This is a genomic window from Nocardioides sp. HDW12B, assembly GCF_011299595.1.
Lineage (GTDB): Bacteria > Actinomycetota > Actinomycetes > Propionibacteriales > Nocardioidaceae > Marmoricola_A.
The window spans coordinates 1,016,897-1,034,732 of record NZ_CP049867.1 but is presented as its reverse complement, the minus strand read 5'-3'; the positions used below and the strand labels follow the sequence as shown (position 1 = coordinate 1,034,732).

Below are 17,836 nucleotides of genomic sequence, written 5' to 3'. Positions count from 1 at the left end.
GACGCGACCGGCGCCGGTGGTAGGACCTACGCGGTCTGGCCCCGCGCGATGCGCTCCCGGTCGATCTTCGCGCCGAGGAACCACGAGCCGGCGTACAGCGAGAGGAACACCACGCCGAGCGCCACCATCGCGGTGATGAGGAAGCCCATGAGGAACGTGGCCACCTGCACCGCCCAGCCCAGCGCTCCGCCGAAGGGGCGTCCCATGGTGCCGCCGGCGACGATGCACGCCAGCGTCAGGCCCAGCCCGAGGGCCAGGGCCAGCGGCGTGCTGACGTCGGTCAGCACGAGCAGCACCGGGGTCGTCAGGAGCAGGACCACGGCCTGGAGCATGAGCATTCCGGAGCACATCGCCCGCTGGATGCGCCCCATCAGAACTGGCCCTGCCCGGAGCGGTCGCGGCGGCGCAGCAGGCGCCGCGCCTCGCCGGCGGTGACGACCGAGCCGGTGACGAGCACTCCCCCGCTGCCGATGGACTCCCCGCCGGAGCCGCCGGTCTCGGCGAGCGTGACGGCCTCCTCGAGCGCGTCGTCGAGACGGTCGTGGACGACCACCCGGTGCTCGCCGAACAGGTCGCGCGCGATCTCGCCGAGGTCGTCGGCGGCCATGCTGCGGTCGGTGGCGTTGCGGGTGCACACGATCTGCGAGAGCACCGGCTCGAGCTCGGCGAGGAAGGACTCCGCGTCCTTGTCGGCCATCATCGCGACCACGCCGATGAGCGGGTCGAAGGTGAACGAGTCACGGACCGCCTCGACCAGGGCGGTCGCACCGTGCGGGTTGTGGGCGGCGTCGAGCAGCACCGTGGGACCGCGTCGGACCACCTCGAGCCGCCCCGGCGAGGTGACGGCGCCGAACGCCTCGCGCACCAGGTCGTCGGCCAGCGGGTCCTCCCCGGCGAGCACCTCGACGGCGGCCAGCGCCAGCACGGCGTTCTGGGCCTGGTGGGCGCCGTACAGCGGCAGGAAGACCTCGTCGTAGCGGCCGCGCAGCCCTTGGAGGTCGACGACCTGCCCGCCGACGGCGGCGGCGCGGTGCACGACGCCGAAGTCGGTGCCCTCGCGCAGCAGGGTGGCGCCGACCTCCTGGGCACGCTCGGCGAGGACCTCCATCACCTCGTCCTCCTGCTCGGCGACGACGACGGTGGCGCCGGGCTTGATGATCCCGGACTTCTCCACCGCGATGGTCCCGGCCCGGTCGCCGAGGTAGCGGGCGTGGTCGACCGCGATCGGGGTCACCACGGCCACCGTGCCGTCGGCGACGTTCGTGGCGTCCCAGGAGCCGCCCATGCCCACCTCGACGACGGCCACGTCGACCGGGGAGTCGGCGAAGGCGGCGAACGCCATCCCGACCACGGTCTCGAAGAACGACAGCGGGTGCGGCTGGTCGGCGTCGACGAGGTCGAGGTACGCCGCGATGTCGGTGTAGGCCTGGGCGAAGGCCTCCTCGGTCAGCGGCTGGCCGTCGAGGCTGATCCGCTCGGTCATCGACTCCACGTGGGGGCTGGTGAAGCGGCCGGTCCGCAGGCCCCGCGCCCGCAGCAGGTCGTCGATCATCCGCGAGGTCGTGGTCTTGCCGTTGGTGCCGGTCAGGTGGACCACCGGGTAGCCGCGCTGCGGGTCGCCGAGCAGCTCGGTCAGCGCCGCGATCCGGTCCAGGCTGGGCTCCAGCCGGGTCTCCGGCCAGCGGGCGAGCAGGGCCCGCTCGGCCTCGTCGTACGACGGAGTGGTGGACGGTGTGGAGGACGGAGCGGGGGTGTCTGACATGGCCTGCCGAGTCTACGGGCGCGGCCCGACCAGCGGCCGAGGGGAACGGGTTCGCCCCGACCACCTGCGGCTTCGTAGGATTCGCACCATGACTGACACCCAGAGCCCGCCCCGGACCACGCCGACGCCCGCCGCCGGCGTCGCCGTACCGGACAAGCCGGCGCTGGAGGGCCTCGAGGCCCGCTGGGCCGAGACCTGGAAGGCCGAGGGCACCTACGCCTTCGACCGCACCGCCCCGCGCGAGCAGGTCTACGCCATCGACACCCCGCCCCCGACCGTGTCGGGCTCGCTGCACGTCGGGCACGTCTTCTCCTACACCCACACCGACCTCGTCGCGCGCTTCCAGCGGATGCGCGGCAAGGAGGTCTTCTACCCGATGGGCTGGGACGACAACGGCCTGCCGACCGAGCGTCGCGTGCAGAACTACTTCGGCGTCCGGTGCGACCCCTCGCTGCCCTACGAGGCCGGCTTCACGCCGCCGGAGAAGCCGGACCCGAAGCGTCAGGTGCCGATCAGCCGACCGAACTTCGTCGAGCTCTGCGAGCGCCTGGTCGTCGAGGACGAGAAGGTCTTCGAGGCGCTGTGGCGCACGCTCGGCCTGTCGGTCGACTGGGAGCAGACCTACACCACCATCGGCCCGGCCGCGCAGACCGTGTCCCAGCGCGCGTTCCTGCGGAACTTCGCGCGCGGCGAGGCCTACCTGCAGGAGGCGCCCACGCTGTGGGACGTCACCTTCCAGACCGCCGTCGCCCAGGCCGAGCTCGAGGCGCGCGAGTACCCCGGCGCCTACCACCGGGTCGCCTTCCACGCGGGCTCCGAGAAGGTCCACATCGAGACCACACGGCCCGAGCTGATCCCGGCCGTGGTGGCGCTGATCGCCCACCCCGACGACGAGCGCTACCAGCACCTCTTCGGCACCACCGTCACCTCGCCGGTCTTCGGCGTCGAGATCCCGGTGCGGGCCCACGCGGCGGCCGAGCCCGACAAGGGCGCCGGCATCGCGATGTGCTGCACCTTCGGCGACCTCACCGACGTGACGTGGTGGCGTGAGCTGCAGCTGCCGGTCCGCACCGTGATCGGTCGCGACGGCCGGCTGCACCGCGAGACGCCGGAGTGGATCGCGGCAGGGGCCGACGGCGCCGAGGCGGCGTACGCCGAGCTGGCCGGCAAGACGACCTTCAGCGCCCGCGAGGCGATGGTGGCGCTGCTGCGTGCCTCCGGCGACCTCGACGGCGAGCCGTCGGCCACCCAGCGCATGGCGAACTTCTACGAGAAGGGCGACAAGCCGCTCGAGATCGTCTCCACGCGCCAGTGGTACATCACCAACGGCGGCCGGGACACCGACCTGCGCACCGAGCTCGTCGAGCGCGGCTCGGAGATCACGTGGAGCCCGGCCCACATGCGGCACCGCTACGACAACTGGGTCGGCGGCCTCAACGGCGACTGGCTGATCTCGCGCCAGCGGTTCTTCGGCATCCCGTTCCCGGTCTGGTACCCCCTCGACGCCGAGGGCGAGCCCGACTACGACCACCCGCTGCTGCCCCGCGAGGAGCAGCTGCCGATGGACCCCTCGACCGACGTCCCCGGCGGGTACGACGAGTCCCAGCGCGGTCGCCCGAACGGCTTCCTCGGCGACCCCGACGTCATGGACACCTGGGCCACCTCCTCGCTCACCCCGCAGATCGCGGGCGGCTGGGAGTCCGACCCCGACCTGTTCGACCGGGTCTTCCCGATGGACCTGTGCACTCAGGCCCACGACATCATCCGGACCTGGCTCTTCAGCCGCGTCGTGCGCGCCCACTTCGAGCACCACACCGTGCCGTGGACCCACGCCCTGGTCTCCGGGTTCGTCATGGACCCCGACCGCAAGAAGATGAGCAAGTCCAAGGGCAACGTCGTCGTCCCCACCGACATCCTCGAGAAGTACGGCGCCGACGCCGTGCGCTGGCGGGCCGCGATGGCCCGACCGGGCCTGGACTCGCCCTTCGACGAGACCCAGATGAAGGTCGGCCGGCGCTTGGCCATGAAGGTCCTCAACGCCTCGAAGTTCGCCCTCGCCGGCGTCGGCGCCACGTCGTACGACGTCGACGCGGTCACCGAGCCGGTCGACCGGGCGATGCTGGCCGGCCTGGCCCGCACCGCCGAGCGCGCGACCGCGGCGTTCGAGGCCTACGACTACACGACGGCCCTCGAGGTCACCGAGCGGTTCTTCTGGACCTTCTGCGACGACTACGTCGAGCTGGTCAAGGAGCGCGCCTACGGAGGCCGGGGCGAGGAGGCCGCTGGCTCGGCGCGGTCGGCGCTGGCGCTCGCGCTGCACGTCCAGCTGCGGCTGCTCGCGCCGTTCCTGCCCTACGTGACCGAGGAGGTCTGGTCCTGGTGGCAGGACGGCTCGGTCCACCGGGCGTCGTGGCCGGCTGCCGAGGAGCTCGCGGGCTTCGGCGACACCGACCCGGCCATGCTCGACGCGGTCGCCTCGGCGCTCGCCGGGCTGCGCGGGGTCAAGTCGCAGGCCAAGGTCTCCCAGCGCACCGAGGTGTCCTCGGCGCAGGTCTCCGGCCCGCAGCGGCTGCTCGACCTCACCGCCCAGGCTCAGGCCGACCTCGTCGCCGCGGCGAAGATCGTCGGCGACCTCGGCTTCACCGAGGGCCCCGGCGACACCCTCGCCGTCAGCGCCGAGCTGGTGCCGCCCACGAACGAGTGAGCCGCACCCGCCGGCGTGTCCCGGGTCAGACCACGTCGGGTCCCGGCTCGAGCAGGGCCCGAGCCAGGGCACCGAAGGCGATCAGGTAGAGCACGGCGGCGACCTCGAAGGACCAGGCGGTCACGGCGCTGCCGGCGAACTCGACGACCAGGAACGCGCCCAGCACCACCGGCACCCAGCGGGGCCCGAGACGTCCTCGCCACAGGGCCACCGACAGCAGCACCAGTCCCAGCACCGTGCTCAGCAGCCCCATCACCGCGAACGCCATGATCGGCGAGCTCTCGACGTCCTCCAGCACCTCGGCGTGCACCGCCCGGTGGGCGCCGTCCGCGGCCAGCACGATGCCGGTGAGCGACACCCCGCCGAAGACCGCGTGCCCGAAGCCTCCGAGCACGGCGAGCCCGGTCGCCACCGGAGCCAGCCGGGGCAGGCGCTCACGCAGCAACGCGCCGAGCCCCAGGACGGCCAGCACGAAGGGCAGCTGGGCCAGCACGAAGGCGAAGGCCGAGACCCAGGCTCGGTCGCCCGCGCCGGCCATGGCCTGCAACCGGTCGGCGGCGTCGACCGGGAAGTCGGGGGCGGTCGCGTTGGAGACGGCGCTGAGCGCCGCCGTGGCCACGAGGCAGGCAGCGACGCCCGCACGACGCGCCGCGCGGCGTGCTGTCGGGACGGCTGCCGAGGCAGGGAGTGAGGTGGTGTCCATGGACCCAGTCCAGCGCCGACGACCAGCCTCCGCGTCGGCCCCGGGACGTCTGCTGGTCATCCCCGGAGGACCTCCGCGGTCAACCTGAGGATGACGACAGCGGCCCGCGCGAGGTCCTAGGGTGGGCCCGTGAGGCCGATGCTCCCGGTCCGACTCGCGCTCGACCTCGCGCTCGCGGTCGGGCTCACCGCCATGGGCCTGCTGGAGCTCTGGGTGCCGTTCGAGTCGGCGCAGGGCGGCGGCTCGCGGACCGTCGGGACGCTCGGCGTGCTCGTCATGACGGTGCCGCTCGCGGCCCGCCGCACGGCTCCGCTCCTCACCGCGGCCGTCGTGGTCCCCGCCCTGCCGCTCCTGCACGCCGTCGGGTCCCTCCCCGTCCTGTTCTGGGGCGGCTTCGTCCCGATCGTCGTGGCGACCTTCTCCGTCGCTCGCCACGGGCGCGGTCGTGAGCCGTTCGTGGGCGGGGCACTGGTGGCGGGGTGCCTGCTGGTCATCGACCTCACGGTCCCCGAGCTGCAGAGCCCGTCGGAGATCGTCTTCCACTGGACGCTCCTGACGCTGGTGTGGCTCAGCGGCTGGAGCCTGGCCACCATGGAACGCCGCGCCCGGGCCTCGACCCAGCACGCCATCGAGGTCGAGGTCGCCGCGCAGGCGCAGGTCCTCAGCGCCGTGGTCGAGGAGCGGGCCCGGATCGCTCGCGAGCTGCACGACATCGTCGCCCACGCGGTCAGCACGATGGTCGTCCAGGCCGGGGCCGCCGGGCGCGTGGTGGAGGACGACCCCGAGCTCGTGCGCCGGAGCCTCGACGCCATCCGGGCGACCGGATCGGAGGCGCTGGCCGAGATGCGTCGGCTGGTCACGGTCATGCGCGCGGAGGGTGAGCCGGACGCCCTCGCACCCCACCCGGGGGTGGCCGCGATTCCCGCGCTCGTCGAGGAGGTGCGCAGCGCCGGGCTCGACGTCACCCTCGAGACCTCCGGGCGGGCCGTCCCCCTCTCCCCCGGCCTCGACCTGACCGTCTACCGCATCGTGCAGGAGTCGCTGACCAACGTCCGACGGCACGCGGCGGCGACCACGGCGGCGATCCGGCTGGCGTACGCCGACAGCGGGGTGACCGTCGAGGTCACCGACGACGGCGCCGGTACGTCGGCGGCGAGCACCCCGGGCGGCGCGAGCCGTGCGCCGGGGCACGGTCTGCTGGGCATCCGGGAGCGGGTGAGCCTCTACGGCGGCACCCTGCACGTCGGTCCCTGCGCGCCGCCCGGGCACGGCTTCGTCGTCCGCGCCGAGCTCCCGGACCCGACGTGACGACGGCGGGGGCCGACGGTGCGCCGCTGCGCGTCGTGGTGGTCGACGACCAGGCGCTGGTCCGGGCCGGGTTCGCGCTGATCCTGAGGAGCGCCGGACTCGACGTCGTCGCCGAGGCGGAGGACGGCCTCGCCGCGGTCGCCGCCGTCGAGCGGCACCGGCCCGACGTGGTCCTCATGGACATCCGCATGCCGGGCCTCGACGGGATCGAGGCCACCCGTCGCCTCTCCCGGTCGACGCCGCAGACCCGCGTGGTGGTGCTGACCACCTTCGACCTCGACGAGCACGTGTACGCCGCGGTCCGCGCCGGCGCCAGCGGGTTCCTCCTCAAGGACGTCCACCCCGACGTGCTCGTCCACAGCGTGCGGACCGCCGCGCGGGGTGAGGCGATGGTGGCGCCGGCCGTCGCGCGGCGTCTCCTCGAACGGTTCGCGGCCGAGGATCAGCAGGCACCGAGGCCGGAGGTGTGGCAGCCGCTGACCGACCGCGAGCGCGAGGTGGCCGCTCTGGTCGCGCGCGGGCTGTCGAACCACGACATCGCGGCCCGGCTGTTCCTGAGCGAGGCGACGGTCAAGACCTACGTGTCCCGGCTCCTGACCAAGCTGTCGCTGCGCGACCGCGTCCAGGTCGCGGCGCTGGCCTACGAGACGGGACTCGTCCGACCGGGGAGGCCCTGACCGGAGGGTCGGCGCCGTGCGAGAGCAGCCAGGAGGGCGACCTGGGCGAGCCCGACGAGGACCTCCTGCGGCATCCGTCCGGCCGACTCGTGCTGGACGGCCTGGTGGAAGGCGTCCCAGCGCCTCGGGAACGGCGAGAACCCGAGGAAGCGGTCGGCCGGCTTGTCGAGGTCGGGGAACGCCGCGCCCGCCATGCCGGCCAGCACGCGCAGGCGCGCCGACGGCTCGGTGGCGGCGGTGACGCCGGCCATCGCGGTCAGGCCGAGCAGCCCGTCGGGCACGGCGATGTGCATGACCTCGCGGATGGGTCGTCCGTCGCCCCAGTGCGGCACCGCGTCGAGCGCGAAGTGCGAGGCCACGCCGGCGACGAACGCGCTGACCGGGCCGGAGGCGGCGCGCCCGACGAACGCGCCGGACAGGACGTGGTTGGTGACGAGCACCCGCTCAGTCTCCGGGGTGCGCCCAAGCGACCGGTCAGCGACCGGTCAGCGACCGGTCAGCGGGTGAGCCAGGCCTCGAAGGCGTCGAAGGAGTAGGGACGTCCCAGGAAGTCGGCGACCAGGTCGGCCGCGTCCCGCGAGCCGCCGGGTGCCAGCACCCGGTCGCGGTAGCGCCGGGCGACCTCGGGAGCGAGCAGGTCGTCGGGGTCGAAGGCGGAGAACAGGTCCTTCGCGATCACCTGGCTCCACATGTAGGTGTAGTACGCCGACGTGTAGCCGCCGAGGTGGCCGAAGGACGCCTCGAAGTGGGTGTCAGGCACCATCGCGCACCCGTCGTAGGTCTCCTGCAGCTCGGCCACCCGCGCGGAGACGTCGGCCGGCACCTCGGCGTGCAGCCGGTAGGAGATGGCGGCGTAGAACATCTGGGTGCGCACACCGAGCGCCTTGCCGAGCTCGTTCGCCGCGCGCATCCGCCCCACCAGCTCTGCCGGGATGGGTCGGCCGTCGGCGTCCCGGGCGAAGCGGGCCAGCACGTCGGCGTCCCACGCCCACTCCTCGAGCATCTGCGAGGGGGCCTCGACGAAGTCCCACTCGGTGGCGACGCCGGAGAAGCGCACCCACCGCTGCCGGCCGCCGACGACGTGGTGCACGAGGTGGCCGAACTCGTGGAACAGCGTCACGACGTCGCTGTGCTCCATCAGCCCGCGCGAGAAGTTGCAGACCAGCACGCCCTCCGGCACCTGGAGGTCCGCGACGCCGGGCGCCAACGTGAACTGCGCGGCGTGGGAGTACTTCCCCTCCCGCGGGTGCAGGTCCAGGTAGATCCGCCCCAGGTAGCGGCCGCCGTCGTGCACGTCGTGGACCTCGTGGACGGTGACGTCAGGGTGCCAGCGCGGGGCGTCGGGCACGTCGACGTACTCCAGGCCGAGCAGGGTGCCGGTGACGTCGAGCAGGCCAGCGCGCACCTGGTCGAAGTCGAAGTAGGCACGCACCTCGCGGCCGTCGACCGCGCACTCCTCGCGGCGCAGCAGCTCGGAGTAGTGGTAGCGGTCGACAGCGGTCAGGCGGTCGAGGTCGGGGTGGTCCTGCTGCGCCCGGGCGAGCAGGGTGTCGTGCTCGGCGGCGGCGGGCTCGCGGGCGAGCTCGGTGACGGTGTCGACGAAGGCCGCGATCGCCGCCCCGTCGCGAATCATTTTCACCTCGGCGTCGTAGGTGGGCCAGTCGGCGTACCCGAGGGTCTGCGCCAGCTCCTGACGTACGGCGAGCAGCTCGGCCAGCACCGGCTCGTTGTCGGGCCAGGCGCGGGTGAGGAAGGCGACCGTGAGCTCCTCGCGCAGCGCCCGGTCGGTGGCGAGGGTGCGGACCGGCATGTAGTCGGGGTAGTCGGTCGTCAGCTCGACGGTGCCGTCGTCGGCCACCGGCCGGGAGGCCACGAAGTCGTCGGGGAGGCCGTCGAGCCGGGCGGGGTCCACCCGCACGGTGCGCCTGCCGTTGCGGATGTTGCGGCTGAAGCGCAGGCCGAGGTCGGTCTCGCGCTCGGAGAGGGAGCGGACGCGCTCCCGCACGTCGTCGGGTCGGTCGACCCCGGAGCGCCGGAAGTCGCGCAACGACCGCTCCAGCACCCGGCGGGCCCCGGCGTCGAGCCCGGCGGGGTCCACCGACGACAGCACGCGGTAGCAGTCCCGGTCGAGGCCCAGGTCGGTGTAGACGCCCTGGACGCGCTGCTCGAGGGCCTCGGCGAGGTCGCGCACCCGCTCGTCCGGGTGCACGTTCGTCACCAGCGAGGCGAGCGAGGCGACGCTGCGCAGCTGACGGGCGATCTCGTTCCAGCGCTCGAGGACGGCCTCACCCGCGGCGCCGTCCATCGAGCGCAACCGCTCGGTGTGGTGCTCGGCCGCCACCAGCTGCGCCTCGGCGCGCTCGGAGAGCCAGTCGGCCCAGGAGCCGTCGTCGGTCGGCAGCGCCAGCGGCGCGACGCCGTTCTCGTGCGGGGTCACCGTCGGGGGCCGCGGCTCAGGCGGTCTTCTTCTTCTTGCTCTCGCTCGGGCGCGGCACGAGGGTGGGGTTCACGTTGTCGCGCACGACCTCGGCGGTCACCACGACCTTGGCGATGTCCTCGCGCGACGGCACGTCGTACATCACGTGGAGGAGGACCTCCTCGATGATGGCGCGCAGTCCGCGGGCACCGGTGCCGCGCACCATGGCGAGGTCGGCGACCGCGTCGATGGCGTCGTCGGTGAACTCGAGCTCGACCCCGTCGAGGTCGAAGAGCTTCTGGTACTGCTTGACCAGCGCGTTGCGGGGCTCGGTCAGGATCTGCACGAGCGCCTCACGATTGAGCTTGTCGACGGTCGCGATGACCGGCAGGCGTCCGATGAACTCGGGGATCAGGCCGAACTTCAGCAGGTCCTCGGGCATGACCTCGGAGAAGATCTGGTCGAGGTCGCGCTCCTCCTTGGTCGGCAGCGTCGCGCCGAAGCCGAGGGTCTTCTTGCCGATGCGGCTCTCCACGATCCCCTCGAGGCCGGAGAAGGCTCCGCCGACGATGAAGAGGATGTTCGTGGTGTCGATCTGGATGAACTCCTGGTGCGGGTGCTTGCGCCCGCCCTGGGGCGGCACCGAGGCGGTCGTGCCCTCGAGGATCTTCAGCAGCGCCTGCTGCACGCCCTCGCCGGAGACGTCGCGCGTGATCGACGGGTTCTCGGCCTTGCGGGCCACCTTGTCGATCTCGTCGATGTAGATGATGCCGGTCTCGGCCTTCTTGACGTCGTAGTCGGCGGCCTGGATGAGCTTGAGGAGGATGTTCTCGACGTCCTCGCCGACGTAGCCGGCCTCGGTCAGGGCCGTGGCGTCGGCGATGGCGAAGGGCACGTTGAGCATGCGCGCCAGAGTCTGCGCCAGGTAGGTCTTGCCGCAGCCGGTGGGGCCGATGACCAGGATGTTGGACTTGGCGAGCTCGACGGCGTCCTCGCCGCGCTGGCGGTGGTTGGCCACCCCGACGCCGGCCTGGACGCGCTTGTAGTGGTTGTAGACAGCGACGGCCAGCGACTTCTTCGCCGTCTCCTGGCCGATGACGTAGGAGTTGAGGAAGTCGAAGATCTCCCGCGGCTTGGGGAGCTCCTCCAGACCGACCTCGGTGCCCTCGGAGAGCTCCTCCTCGATGATCTCGTTGCAGAGGTCGATGCACTCGTCGCAGATGTAGACCCCGGGTCCTGCGATGAGCTTCTTGACCTGCTTCTGGCTCTTTCCGCAGAACGAGCACTTCAGCAGGTCGCCGCCATCACCGATGCGTGCCACAGGCACGACTCCTCACGACTCGGGCCGAGCAACCAGAAGGACCTGGCTGGGGGTCTCGGCTGTGGTTCACGTCAAGCTCACTCAGTTTGAAAATACCCCGCGCCCGCCCAGATTGGGATGGGTGACACGGCCCGACTTTCGCTCAAGCGTCGGCGGGCCGTGCCACCACCCGTCACGGGGTGAGCTGCAGGGCACCCTTGCGCGAGGCCAGCACGGAGTCGATCAGGCCGTACTCCACCGCCGCCTCCGCGGTCAGGATCTTGTCGCGCTCGATGTCGCGGCTGACCTCCTCGACCGGCTTGCCGGAGTGGTCCGAGATCATCTTCTCCAGCAGCTCACGCATGCGGAGGATCTCGTTGGCCTGGATCTCGATGTCCGAGGTCTGGCCGTAGGTGCCCTCGGTGTAGGGCTGGTGGATGAGGATCCGCGAGTTCGGCAGCGCCAGGCGCTTGCCCGGCGCACCGGCGGCGAGCAGGATCGCCGCCGCCGAGGCCGCCTGACCCAGGCACACCGTCTGGATGTCGGGCTTGACGAACCGCATCGTGTCGTAGATCGCGGTCAGCGCGGTGAACGAGCCACCGGGGCTGTTGATGTAGATCTGGATGTCGCGGTCGGGGTCCATCGACTCCAGGCAGAGCAGCTGGGCCATCACCGCGTTGGCGATGTCGTCGCTGATCGGCGTGCCGAGGAAGATGATGCGGTCCTCGAAGAGCTTGGCGTAGGGGTCGATGCGGCGGAAGCCGTACGACGTCCGCTCCTCCCACTGGGGGATGTAGTAGTTCATGGTGGGTCCCGTCACTTGTTGCGGGCCGGACGGCCCTCGTCGGCGGCCTCGCGGGCGCTGCGGATGACCTGGTCGATGAAGCCGTACTCCTCGGCCTGCGACGCGGTGAACCACCGGTCGCGGTCGGCGTCGAGCTCGATCTGCTCCAGGGGCTGACCGGTGTGGTCGGCGATGAGCTCGAACAGCACCTTCTTGATGTGCAGGGACTGCTGGGCCTGGATCTTGATGTCCGAGGCCGAGCCGCCCATGCCGCCCGAGGGCTGGTGCATCATGATGCGCGCGTGGGGCAGGGCGTAGCGCTTGCCCTTGGCACCGGCGCAGAGCAGGAACTGGCCCATGGACGCGGCCAGACCCATGCCGACGGTCGCGACGTCGTTGGGGATGTAGTTCATGGTGTCGTAGATCGCCATGCCGGAGTCGACGGAGCCTCCGGGGCTGTTGATGTGGAGGAAGATGTCCGCCTCCGGGTCCTCCGCACTCAGGAGCAGCAGCTGCGCGCAGATCGCGTTCGCGTTCTGGTCGCGCACCTCGGACCCGAGGAAGATGATCCGCTCGCGCAGGAGCCGCTGGTAGATGTGGTCGTCCAGGCCGTAGCCGGCCCCGCCACCGTTCATCTCGATGTCAGTCACGTCCCCGACCCTAGCCCGCCGTGGCGCCCTTTCCAGGGCCCGGGGGGCAACGATCCCCCGTGTTCGCGGACAGCGGACGGTCGCCCCGCGCGCACGCCCCGACGTCGGCCCTCGACGTCAGCCCTCGACGTCAGCCCTCGACGTCAGCCCTCGACGTCGGAGGCGATCCTCTGCAGCGTCGTGCGCATCCCGTCCTCGAGCTCGTCGCTGTGCGGGCCCGCCCCGCCGAGGAAGAGGCGGGCGAAGATCCGGCCGCCCAGCGCCATGCCCGCGGGGACGGGCCGGGTGAGCGACAGCCGGGAGGTGCCATCGGCGGCGGGCTCCACCCGGTAGATCCAGCGCGCGCCCGAGGTCGGGGTGTCCCAGACCAGGGACCGGGGCGCGGAGACCTCGCGGACCACGTTGCGGGTCGGCCAGACCACCGCGCCACGTCGGTTCACGCCGAGGTAGGTCTGGCCCACCCGGAGGCCGCCACGCCCGAGCGGGACCATCCGGACCAGCTCGGGGCTCCACCGCGGCATGCGGCTCAGGTCGGTGAGGGTCTGCCAGACGCGCTCGGCGGGCGCCGCCACCGTCACCTCGGCCTGGAGCTCGCGCCCGGGGGCGGGACGGTCTCGGTCGGGTCGGTGCGACGGCTCGGTCATGGCCGGATCATGCCAGCCAGCCCACCAGCGCGTCGTCGACCTCGGGGTGGTTGAGCAGCGCGAAGTGGCCGGCGTTCGCGACGTGGAGGACGTCGGCGTCGGGGAAGAGCCGGAGCGAGCGGCGCAGACCGGTGGCCGAGGCACGGCGTACGAGCAGGTCGCCGAAGACCGCGCCGACCGGGCTGCGCTCGCTGCCCAGCGCGGCCGACACCAGGCGGTAGCGGACCCCCTCCATCGGCGGCAGGTCGGGGAGCCCGCGCTCGAGGTCGCGGATGCCCGACGAGCGGTGCTCGAGTATGCGGCCGAACCCCGCGATCTCCGGAAGCAGCGCCAGGAAGCGGGAGCCGTGGCTGACCCCGAGGGCGAGGTCGGCGCCGAGGTGGGGCGTGCCGAGCGTGACGACGTCGGTGAGGACGTCGCGCCACGAGCGCTCGTGCTCGGTGGTGACCGCGCAGCCGGCCCGGATGATGAGCCCGCCCATGGAGTGGCCGACCAGCGCGATGCGGCCGACCCGGACCGGCCAGCTCTCGGTCAGCTCCTGCAGCAGCGCGGTCAGCGCGACGCCGTTCTCCGCGACCGACAGGCCGGTGTTGACGCGCAGGAAGACCGGCGTCCAGCCGTCGCTCTCGGCCAGCCGGCTGCCGTAGGTGCCGCCCATCTCGGCGGCCCGGGTGTTCCAGTGGCCCTCGTGCTCGCCGAGGCCGTGGAGGAAGACGACGACCTTGTCGGTCGCCTCGGGGAAGGCGACCTCGAGCTCCGCGGGGTCGGGGCGTACGGCGCGGCCGTCCACGCGGATCGTCATGGTCAGGGCGAGGTGGGGGTGCTCCTCCTTGAGCCGCTCTCCGATGAGCCCGTTGACCGCGGACTGCAGGACGCGGCCCTGGGGGCTGGCGTCGAGGCGCGGGCCGACCCCGGTGGCGCCGACCTTGGAGAGACCCGTGGCCGCTCCCTGGAGGCCGAGGCTGAGGCCCCGGTAGACGGTGCCGGCGACGGCGTCGTGGATGCCGCGGGTGACGCGCCCGAAGGGCGAGGTGCCGGTCAGCAGGTCGAACGTGCGCCGGGCGAAGGCCTCGTGGGTGTCGCGCGCGGTCGCGACGATCAGCTCGTCGGCGAACAGGGCGCCGAGCGCGAGCGCGTCGACCAGGCCGGGCTCCGGGTGCGCCGGCGTGATCGCGTCGGGGATCTGCGCGTCCACCGGGTCTCCGGTGCGGACGAGGGTCTGGGGCTGCGTCGTGGCCATGGGTCCAGTGTCCTCAGTGAACACTTGTACACGCAAGAGGGCGCGCCCGGATGTGATCCGGACGCGTCCTCCTCTGCGTGTGCTGCCCGTGCTGCGTGCGCTGCGAGCGGGCTAAGGCCAGGCTCAGGCCTTGTCGCCCGACTCCTCGACCTCGGTGGCGTCGCTCGACTCGGGAGCCTCGGCGGCCTCGTCGGCCTCGTCTGCCTCGTCGGCGGGCTCACCGATGGTGCCGTCGGGGCGGAGGTTCTTCAGCTCGACGTGGTTGCCGGACTCGTCGGTCACGACGGCCTTCTCCACCACGAGCGCGAGGGCCTTGCCGCGACGTACCTCGGAGACCAGCTCGGGGAGGTGGTTGTGCTCCACCATGTGCTGGACGTACTCCTGCGGGTTCTGGCCCGACTGCTGCGCGCGGCGCAGCATGTGCTCGGTGAGCTCCTGCTGCTCGACACCGAGCTCCTCGTCCACCGCGATCTGGTCGAGGACGAACTGCGCGGCCACGGCGTCGTGGACCCGCTTCTCGAGCTCGGCCTCGAACTCGTCGACGGTCTGCTCCTCGGCGTCGAGGTAGGCCTCCATCGTCATGCCGGCCATCGCCAGCTGCTGCTCGATGCCCCGGCGGCGGGCGACGAGCTCCTCGGCGACGAGGGACTCGGGGACCGGGATCTCGGTGAGGTCGAGGATCTTCTCGAGCACCGCGTCACGGGCGGCCGCGGCCTGCTCGAGGCGCTTGCCGTTGCCCAGGCGGACCCGGACGTCGTCGGTCAGCTCGCCGATGCTGTCGAACTCCGACGCCATCTGGGCGAACTCGTCGTCGAGCTCGGGGAGCTGCTGCTCCTTCACCGCGGTGACGGAGACCTCGACCTCGACGTCCTCGCCCTCGAGGTCGCCACCGGCCAGCTTGCTGGTGAAGGTGGTGCTGTCGCCGGCGCTCATGCCGCGCAGGGCCTCGTCGAGGCCGTCGAGCATGCCGCCCTTGCCGACCTGGTAGCTGACCCCGGCGGCCTCGCCGCCCTCGACGACCTCGCCGTCCTTGCGGGCGGTCAGGTCGATGACGACGAAGTCGTCCTCGCCGGCGGCGCGCTCGACGTCAGTCAGGGTGCCGAAGCGCTCGCGCAGCGCAGCGACCTGGTCCTCGACGTCCTGGTCGGTGACGGCGACGTCGTCGACGCTCACCGCGAGGCCGTCGAGCTCGGGGAGCGTGATCTCCGGCTTGACGTCGACCTCGGCGGTGAACTCGAGGGTGTCGTTGTCCTCGAGCTTGGTGATGTCGATCTCCGGCTGGGCCAGGGGCTCGAGCTCGTTCTCCTGCAGCGCCTGGATGTAGAGGCCCGGCAGCGCGTCGTTGATGGCCTCGTCGAGGACGGCTCCGCGGCCGACCTGACGGTCGATGATCGGGGCCGGGACCTTGCCGCGGCGGAAGCCGGGGACGTTGATCTGGGAGGCGATCTTCTTGTAGGCGCTGTCGAGGCTCGGCTTCAGCTCCTCGAAAGGCACCTCGACGGTGAGCTTCGCCCGCGTGGGGCTCAGGGTCTCGACGGTGCTCTTCACAGGGGTGTCTCCTCGGGTTTCTCAGCGGGTGCGGCCGGGTGTCTGGGGTGCCAGGTCCGGGTCTCTGCTCCGGGTCTTGGTCCGGGCAGACGGACGCGGCACGTCGGTCGGGCAGGTCGATCGGGTCGTGCGGGTGTCCGGACGGCCTGGGCAGCCGGGTCGGACGGGGCGCGCGGTCGGGGCGACAGGACTCGAACCTGCGGTCTCCTGCTCCCAAAGCAGGCGCGCTAGCCACTACGCTACGCCCCGGTTGTGGAACGTCCGGGAGTCTAGTCAGCGCGACTGGGCCTGTCGAAACGACGGCCGCCAGGCCCGCTCGCCCGCGTGACGGGCGGGGCTGCTGGTGTGGCACCATGGTCCGCGGCGTCCGGGCCTCGCACGGCCGACGACCGCCACGCGGATGTAGCTCAATGGTAGAGCTTCAGTCTTCCAAACTGACTACGCGGGTTCGATTCCCGTCATCCGCTCCATCCCCGTCACCGCACGTCCCGCCGGGCCCCATGCGCGAAACGTCACGTGTGTACAGCCGAAGCGTCACGTATGTACAGCCGAAAGGTCACTGATGTACGGCGCGGAGCGGGCGCGTCGCCGAGCGACGCCTCGGCCGTACACGCCTGACGTTTCGCTTGTACACGCCCGACGCATCGCGTGTACACACGTGACGCTTCGCGTACACACGCGACGCTTCGTGGGGTGGGGACGGGTCAGCGGGTGGCGCGGGAGCGGAACACCGGTTGGCACCTCGGGCACCAGAACGCGTTGCGCCCGGCCAGCTCCTTCGTGCGGATCCGGGTGCCGCACACGTGGCAGGGCTGCTCGTGGCGCCGGTAGACGTAGACCTCTCCCCCGTGGTCGTCGCGCCTCGGGTCGCGCCCCATCGCCTCGGGCGTGTGCTCGGGCCGCACGGTGTCGATCCGGTTGGTCCGCACCCCCTCGGCCATCAGCGTCACCAGGTCGGCCCACAGCGCCTCGAAGCGGCCACGCCGCACCGAGGTCCCGGGCCGGAACGGGTGGAGCCGCTGACGGAACAGCGCCTCCGCCCGGTAGACGTTGCCGACGCCGGCCATCACCGCCTGGTCCATCAGCAGGTCGCCGATGCTCCGCGGGCTGCGGGAGATCCGCGCCCACGCGCGGCCCGGGTCGGCGTCCGCGCGCAGCGGGTCCGGTCCGAGGCGGGCGATCACCGCCTCCTGCTGCTCGGGCGTGACGAGGGCGCAGGTGATCGCCCCCCGCAGGTCGGCGTACGTCGTCTCCCTCGCGTCCCCGCCCGCGACGAGCCGCAGCCGGACCTGGCCGACCGGCGGCTCGAGGACGCCGGTGCGGATGACGAAGGTGCCGATGAGGCCGAGGTGGACGTGCACGACGTGACCGCCCTCGACCTCGAGGAAGAGGTGCTTGCCGGCCGCGTCGGCCCGCTCGAGCCGGCCGCCGTCGAGCAGCGCCGCCTCGGCGCCGAAGCGCCCCTGCGGGCTGCTGACGCGCACGACCCGCCCCCCGAAGGCGTCGGTCAGGTCGTCGGCCAGCCGACGCAGGGTGTGACCCTCAGGCATCGCCCGGCCCGGCGGCCCCCGCGGCTCCCCCGAGGGCCGACTCCGGCAGCGCCGGGAGGTTCCGGGTCTTCTCGTAGTCGGTGAGCATCGCGATGCGCCGGTCGTGGCGCTCGGCGCGCGAGTAGTCGGTGCCGAGGAAGACCTCGACGAAGCGCGTCATGTCGTCGAGGGTGTGCATCCGGCCACCGACCGACACCACGTTGGCGTCGTTGTGCTCGCGTGCGAGGGCTGCGGTCTCCTCGCTCCAGACCAGGGCGGCACGGACGCCGACCACCTTGTTCGCCGCGATCTGCTCGCCGTTGCCCGACCCGCCGACGACCACGCCGAGGGCCTCAACGCCGTCCTGCTGGTCGGCGACCACGGCCTCGGCGGCGCGCAGGCAGAAGACGGGGTAGTCGTCGAGGGCGTCGTAGACGAACGGCCCGTGGTCGACGGCCTCGTGCCCCTGGTCGGCCAGCCAGCCCACGAGGTGGTCCTTCAGCTCGAGTCCGGCATGGTCCGATCCGATGTGCACGCGCATGGGCGGAAGTCTGTCACCCGCGCCGAAGGC

General features: G+C 72.2%; 16 protein-coding genes and 2 tRNA genes. 4 read left to right on the top strand and 14 right to left on the bottom strand.

Translation table 11 applies throughout. The features are described from left to right. Window positions 1–26: 26 nt before the first annotated feature. Both G7072_RS04960 and G7072_RS04955 read right to left on the bottom strand, forming a co-directional pair. Complete coding sequence (locus G7072_RS04960) at window positions 27–371, bottom strand: DUF4233 domain-containing protein (protein WP_166084524.1); 345 nt, start codon at window positions 369–371, stop codon at window positions 27–29. Then, entirely contained in the window at window positions 371–1,762 is a 1,392-nt protein-coding gene (locus tag G7072_RS04955) for a folylpolyglutamate synthase/dihydrofolate synthase family protein (RefSeq protein WP_166084522.1), read from the bottom strand. The genes G7072_RS04960 and G7072_RS04955 overlap by 1 nt, the downstream gene beginning before the upstream one ends. A gap of 88 nt (window positions 1,763–1,850) precedes the next feature. Here G7072_RS04955 and valS point away from each other — a divergent pair, with 88 nt between their 5' ends. Next, a complete protein-coding gene (gene valS, locus G7072_RS04950; protein ID WP_166084521.1) occupies window positions 1,851–4,466 on the top strand; it encodes a valine--tRNA ligase in 2,616 nt (871 codons plus the stop codon). 25 nt (window positions 4,467–4,491) lie between these two features. Here the strand turns inward: valS and G7072_RS04945 are convergent, their stop codons facing one another. Further along, entirely contained in the window at window positions 4,492–5,169 is a 678-nt protein-coding gene (locus G7072_RS04945; protein WP_166084520.1) for a DUF4386 family protein, read from the bottom strand. 138 nt (window positions 5,170–5,307) lie between these two features. On the opposite strand from G7072_RS04945, the gene G7072_RS04940 reads away from it, so the two are divergent. Both G7072_RS04940 and G7072_RS04935 read left to right on the top strand, forming a co-directional pair. After that, window positions 5,308–6,477, top strand: a complete 1,170-nt coding sequence (locus tag G7072_RS04940) for a sensor histidine kinase (protein ID WP_240917254.1) — start codon at window positions 5,308–5,310, stop codon at window positions 6,475–6,477. Continuing rightward, entirely contained in the window at window positions 6,474–7,154 is a 681-nt protein-coding gene (locus tag G7072_RS04935) for a response regulator transcription factor (RefSeq protein WP_166084518.1), read from the top strand. The genes G7072_RS04940 and G7072_RS04935 overlap by 4 nt, the downstream gene beginning before the upstream one ends. On the opposite strand, the gene G7072_RS04930 is transcribed toward G7072_RS04935, so the two are convergent. From G7072_RS04930 to G7072_RS04890, 9 genes are all read right to left on the bottom strand, one after another. Next, window positions 7,118–7,594: a hypothetical protein gene (locus tag G7072_RS04930; RefSeq protein ID WP_166084517.1), complete on the bottom strand. Its 477-nt coding sequence runs from the start codon at window positions 7,592–7,594 to the stop codon at window positions 7,118–7,120. The two genes, G7072_RS04935 and G7072_RS04930, sit on opposite strands and share 37 nt — an antisense overlap. A 56-nt stretch (window positions 7,595–7,650) precedes the next feature. Beyond that, window positions 7,651–9,591, bottom strand: coding sequence for a M3 family metallopeptidase (locus G7072_RS04925; protein WP_166084516.1), 1,941 nt, complete (start codon window positions 9,589–9,591; stop codon window positions 7,651–7,653). 16 nt (window positions 9,592–9,607) lie between these two features. Next, window positions 9,608–10,891 (bottom strand): ATP-dependent Clp protease ATP-binding subunit ClpX, encoded by a 1,284-nt coding sequence (clpX, locus tag G7072_RS04920; RefSeq protein ID WP_166089688.1) that lies wholly within the window; start codon window positions 10,889–10,891, stop codon window positions 9,608–9,610. A 172-nt stretch (window positions 10,892–11,063) separates the two neighbouring features. Further along, window positions 11,064–11,675, bottom strand: coding sequence for an ATP-dependent Clp protease proteolytic subunit (locus tag G7072_RS04915; RefSeq protein WP_166084514.1), 612 nt, complete (start codon window positions 11,673–11,675; stop codon window positions 11,064–11,066). An 11-nt stretch (window positions 11,676–11,686) separates the two neighbouring features. Further along, entirely contained in the window at window positions 11,687–12,289 is a 603-nt protein-coding gene (locus G7072_RS04910) for an ATP-dependent Clp protease proteolytic subunit (protein ID WP_166089686.1), read from the bottom strand. A 158-nt stretch (window positions 12,290–12,447) separates the two neighbouring features. Continuing rightward, window positions 12,448–12,948 carry an SRPBCC family protein gene (locus tag G7072_RS04905; RefSeq protein WP_166084512.1) on the bottom strand — a complete coding sequence of 167 codons (501 nt, stop codon included), beginning with the start codon at window positions 12,946–12,948 and terminating at the stop codon, window positions 12,448–12,450. A 7-nt stretch (window positions 12,949–12,955) separates the two neighbouring features. Continuing rightward, complete coding sequence (locus tag G7072_RS04900) at window positions 12,956–14,188, bottom strand: alpha/beta hydrolase (RefSeq protein WP_166084511.1); 1,233 nt, start codon at window positions 14,186–14,188, stop codon at window positions 12,956–12,958. A gap of 123 nt (window positions 14,189–14,311) precedes the next feature. Then, entirely contained in the window at window positions 14,312–15,736 is a 1,425-nt protein-coding gene (gene tig / locus G7072_RS04895) for a trigger factor (protein ID WP_166084510.1), read from the bottom strand. Between the two features lie 176 nt (window positions 15,737–15,912). Further along, a tRNA-Pro gene (locus G7072_RS04890) sits at window positions 15,913–15,985 on the bottom strand. Between the two features lie 147 nt (window positions 15,986–16,132). Between G7072_RS04890 and G7072_RS04885 the strand changes: the two genes are divergently transcribed. Beyond that, a tRNA-Gly gene (locus G7072_RS04885) sits at window positions 16,133–16,206 on the top strand. 234 nt (window positions 16,207–16,440) lie between these two features. Here G7072_RS04885 and G7072_RS04880 read toward each other — a convergent pair. Next, a complete protein-coding gene (locus G7072_RS04880; RefSeq protein ID WP_166084509.1) occupies window positions 16,441–17,286 on the bottom strand; it encodes an Fpg/Nei family DNA glycosylase in 846 nt (281 codons plus the stop codon). Further along, entirely contained in the window at window positions 17,279–17,806 is a 528-nt protein-coding gene (locus tag G7072_RS04875; RefSeq protein WP_166084508.1) for a ribose-5-phosphate isomerase, read from the bottom strand. Before G7072_RS04875 ends, G7072_RS04880 begins: the two co-directional genes overlap by 8 nt. Between the last annotated feature and the right edge of the window lie 30 nt (window positions 17,807–17,836).

What these genes read in the sequence shown, in the direction of transcription:
- G7072_RS04940 (WP_240917254.1), top strand. Translation starts at nt 5,308, where the DNA reads ATGCTCCCGGTCCGACTCGCGCTCGACCTCGCGCTCGCGGTCGGGCTC.
- G7072_RS04955 (WP_166084522.1), bottom strand. Translation starts at nt 1,762, where the DNA reads ATGTCAGACACCCCCGCTCCGTCCTCCACACCGTCCACCACTCCGTCG.
- G7072_RS04880 (WP_166084509.1), bottom strand. Translation starts at nt 17,286, where the DNA reads ATGCCTGAGGGTCACACCCTGCGTCGGCTGGCCGACGACCTGACCGAC.
- G7072_RS04960 (WP_166084524.1), bottom strand. Translation starts at nt 371, where the DNA reads ATGGGGCGCATCCAGCGGGCGATGTGCTCCGGAATGCTCATGCTCCAG.
- G7072_RS04945 (WP_166084520.1), bottom strand. Translation starts at nt 5,169, where the DNA reads ATGGACACCACCTCACTCCCTGCCTCGGCAGCCGTCCCGACAGCACGC.
- G7072_RS04905 (WP_166084512.1), bottom strand. Translation starts at nt 12,948, where the DNA reads ATGACCGAGCCGTCGCACCGACCCGACCGAGACCGTCCCGCCCCCGGG.
- G7072_RS04915 (WP_166084514.1), bottom strand. Translation starts at nt 11,675, where the DNA reads ATGAACTACTACATCCCCCAGTGGGAGGAGCGGACGTCGTACGGCTTC.
- G7072_RS04910 (WP_166089686.1), bottom strand. Translation starts at nt 12,289, where the DNA reads ATGAACGGTGGCGGGGCCGGCTACGGCCTGGACGACCACATCTACCAG.
- G7072_RS04900 (WP_166084511.1), bottom strand. Translation starts at nt 14,188, where the DNA reads ATGGCCACGACGCAGCCCCAGACCCTCGTCCGCACCGGAGACCCGGTG.
- valS (WP_166084521.1), top strand. Translation starts at nt 1,851, where the DNA reads ATGACTGACACCCAGAGCCCGCCCCGGACCACGCCGACGCCCGCCGCC.
- G7072_RS04875 (WP_166084508.1), bottom strand. Translation starts at nt 17,806, where the DNA reads ATGCGCGTGCACATCGGATCGGACCATGCCGGACTCGAGCTGAAGGAC.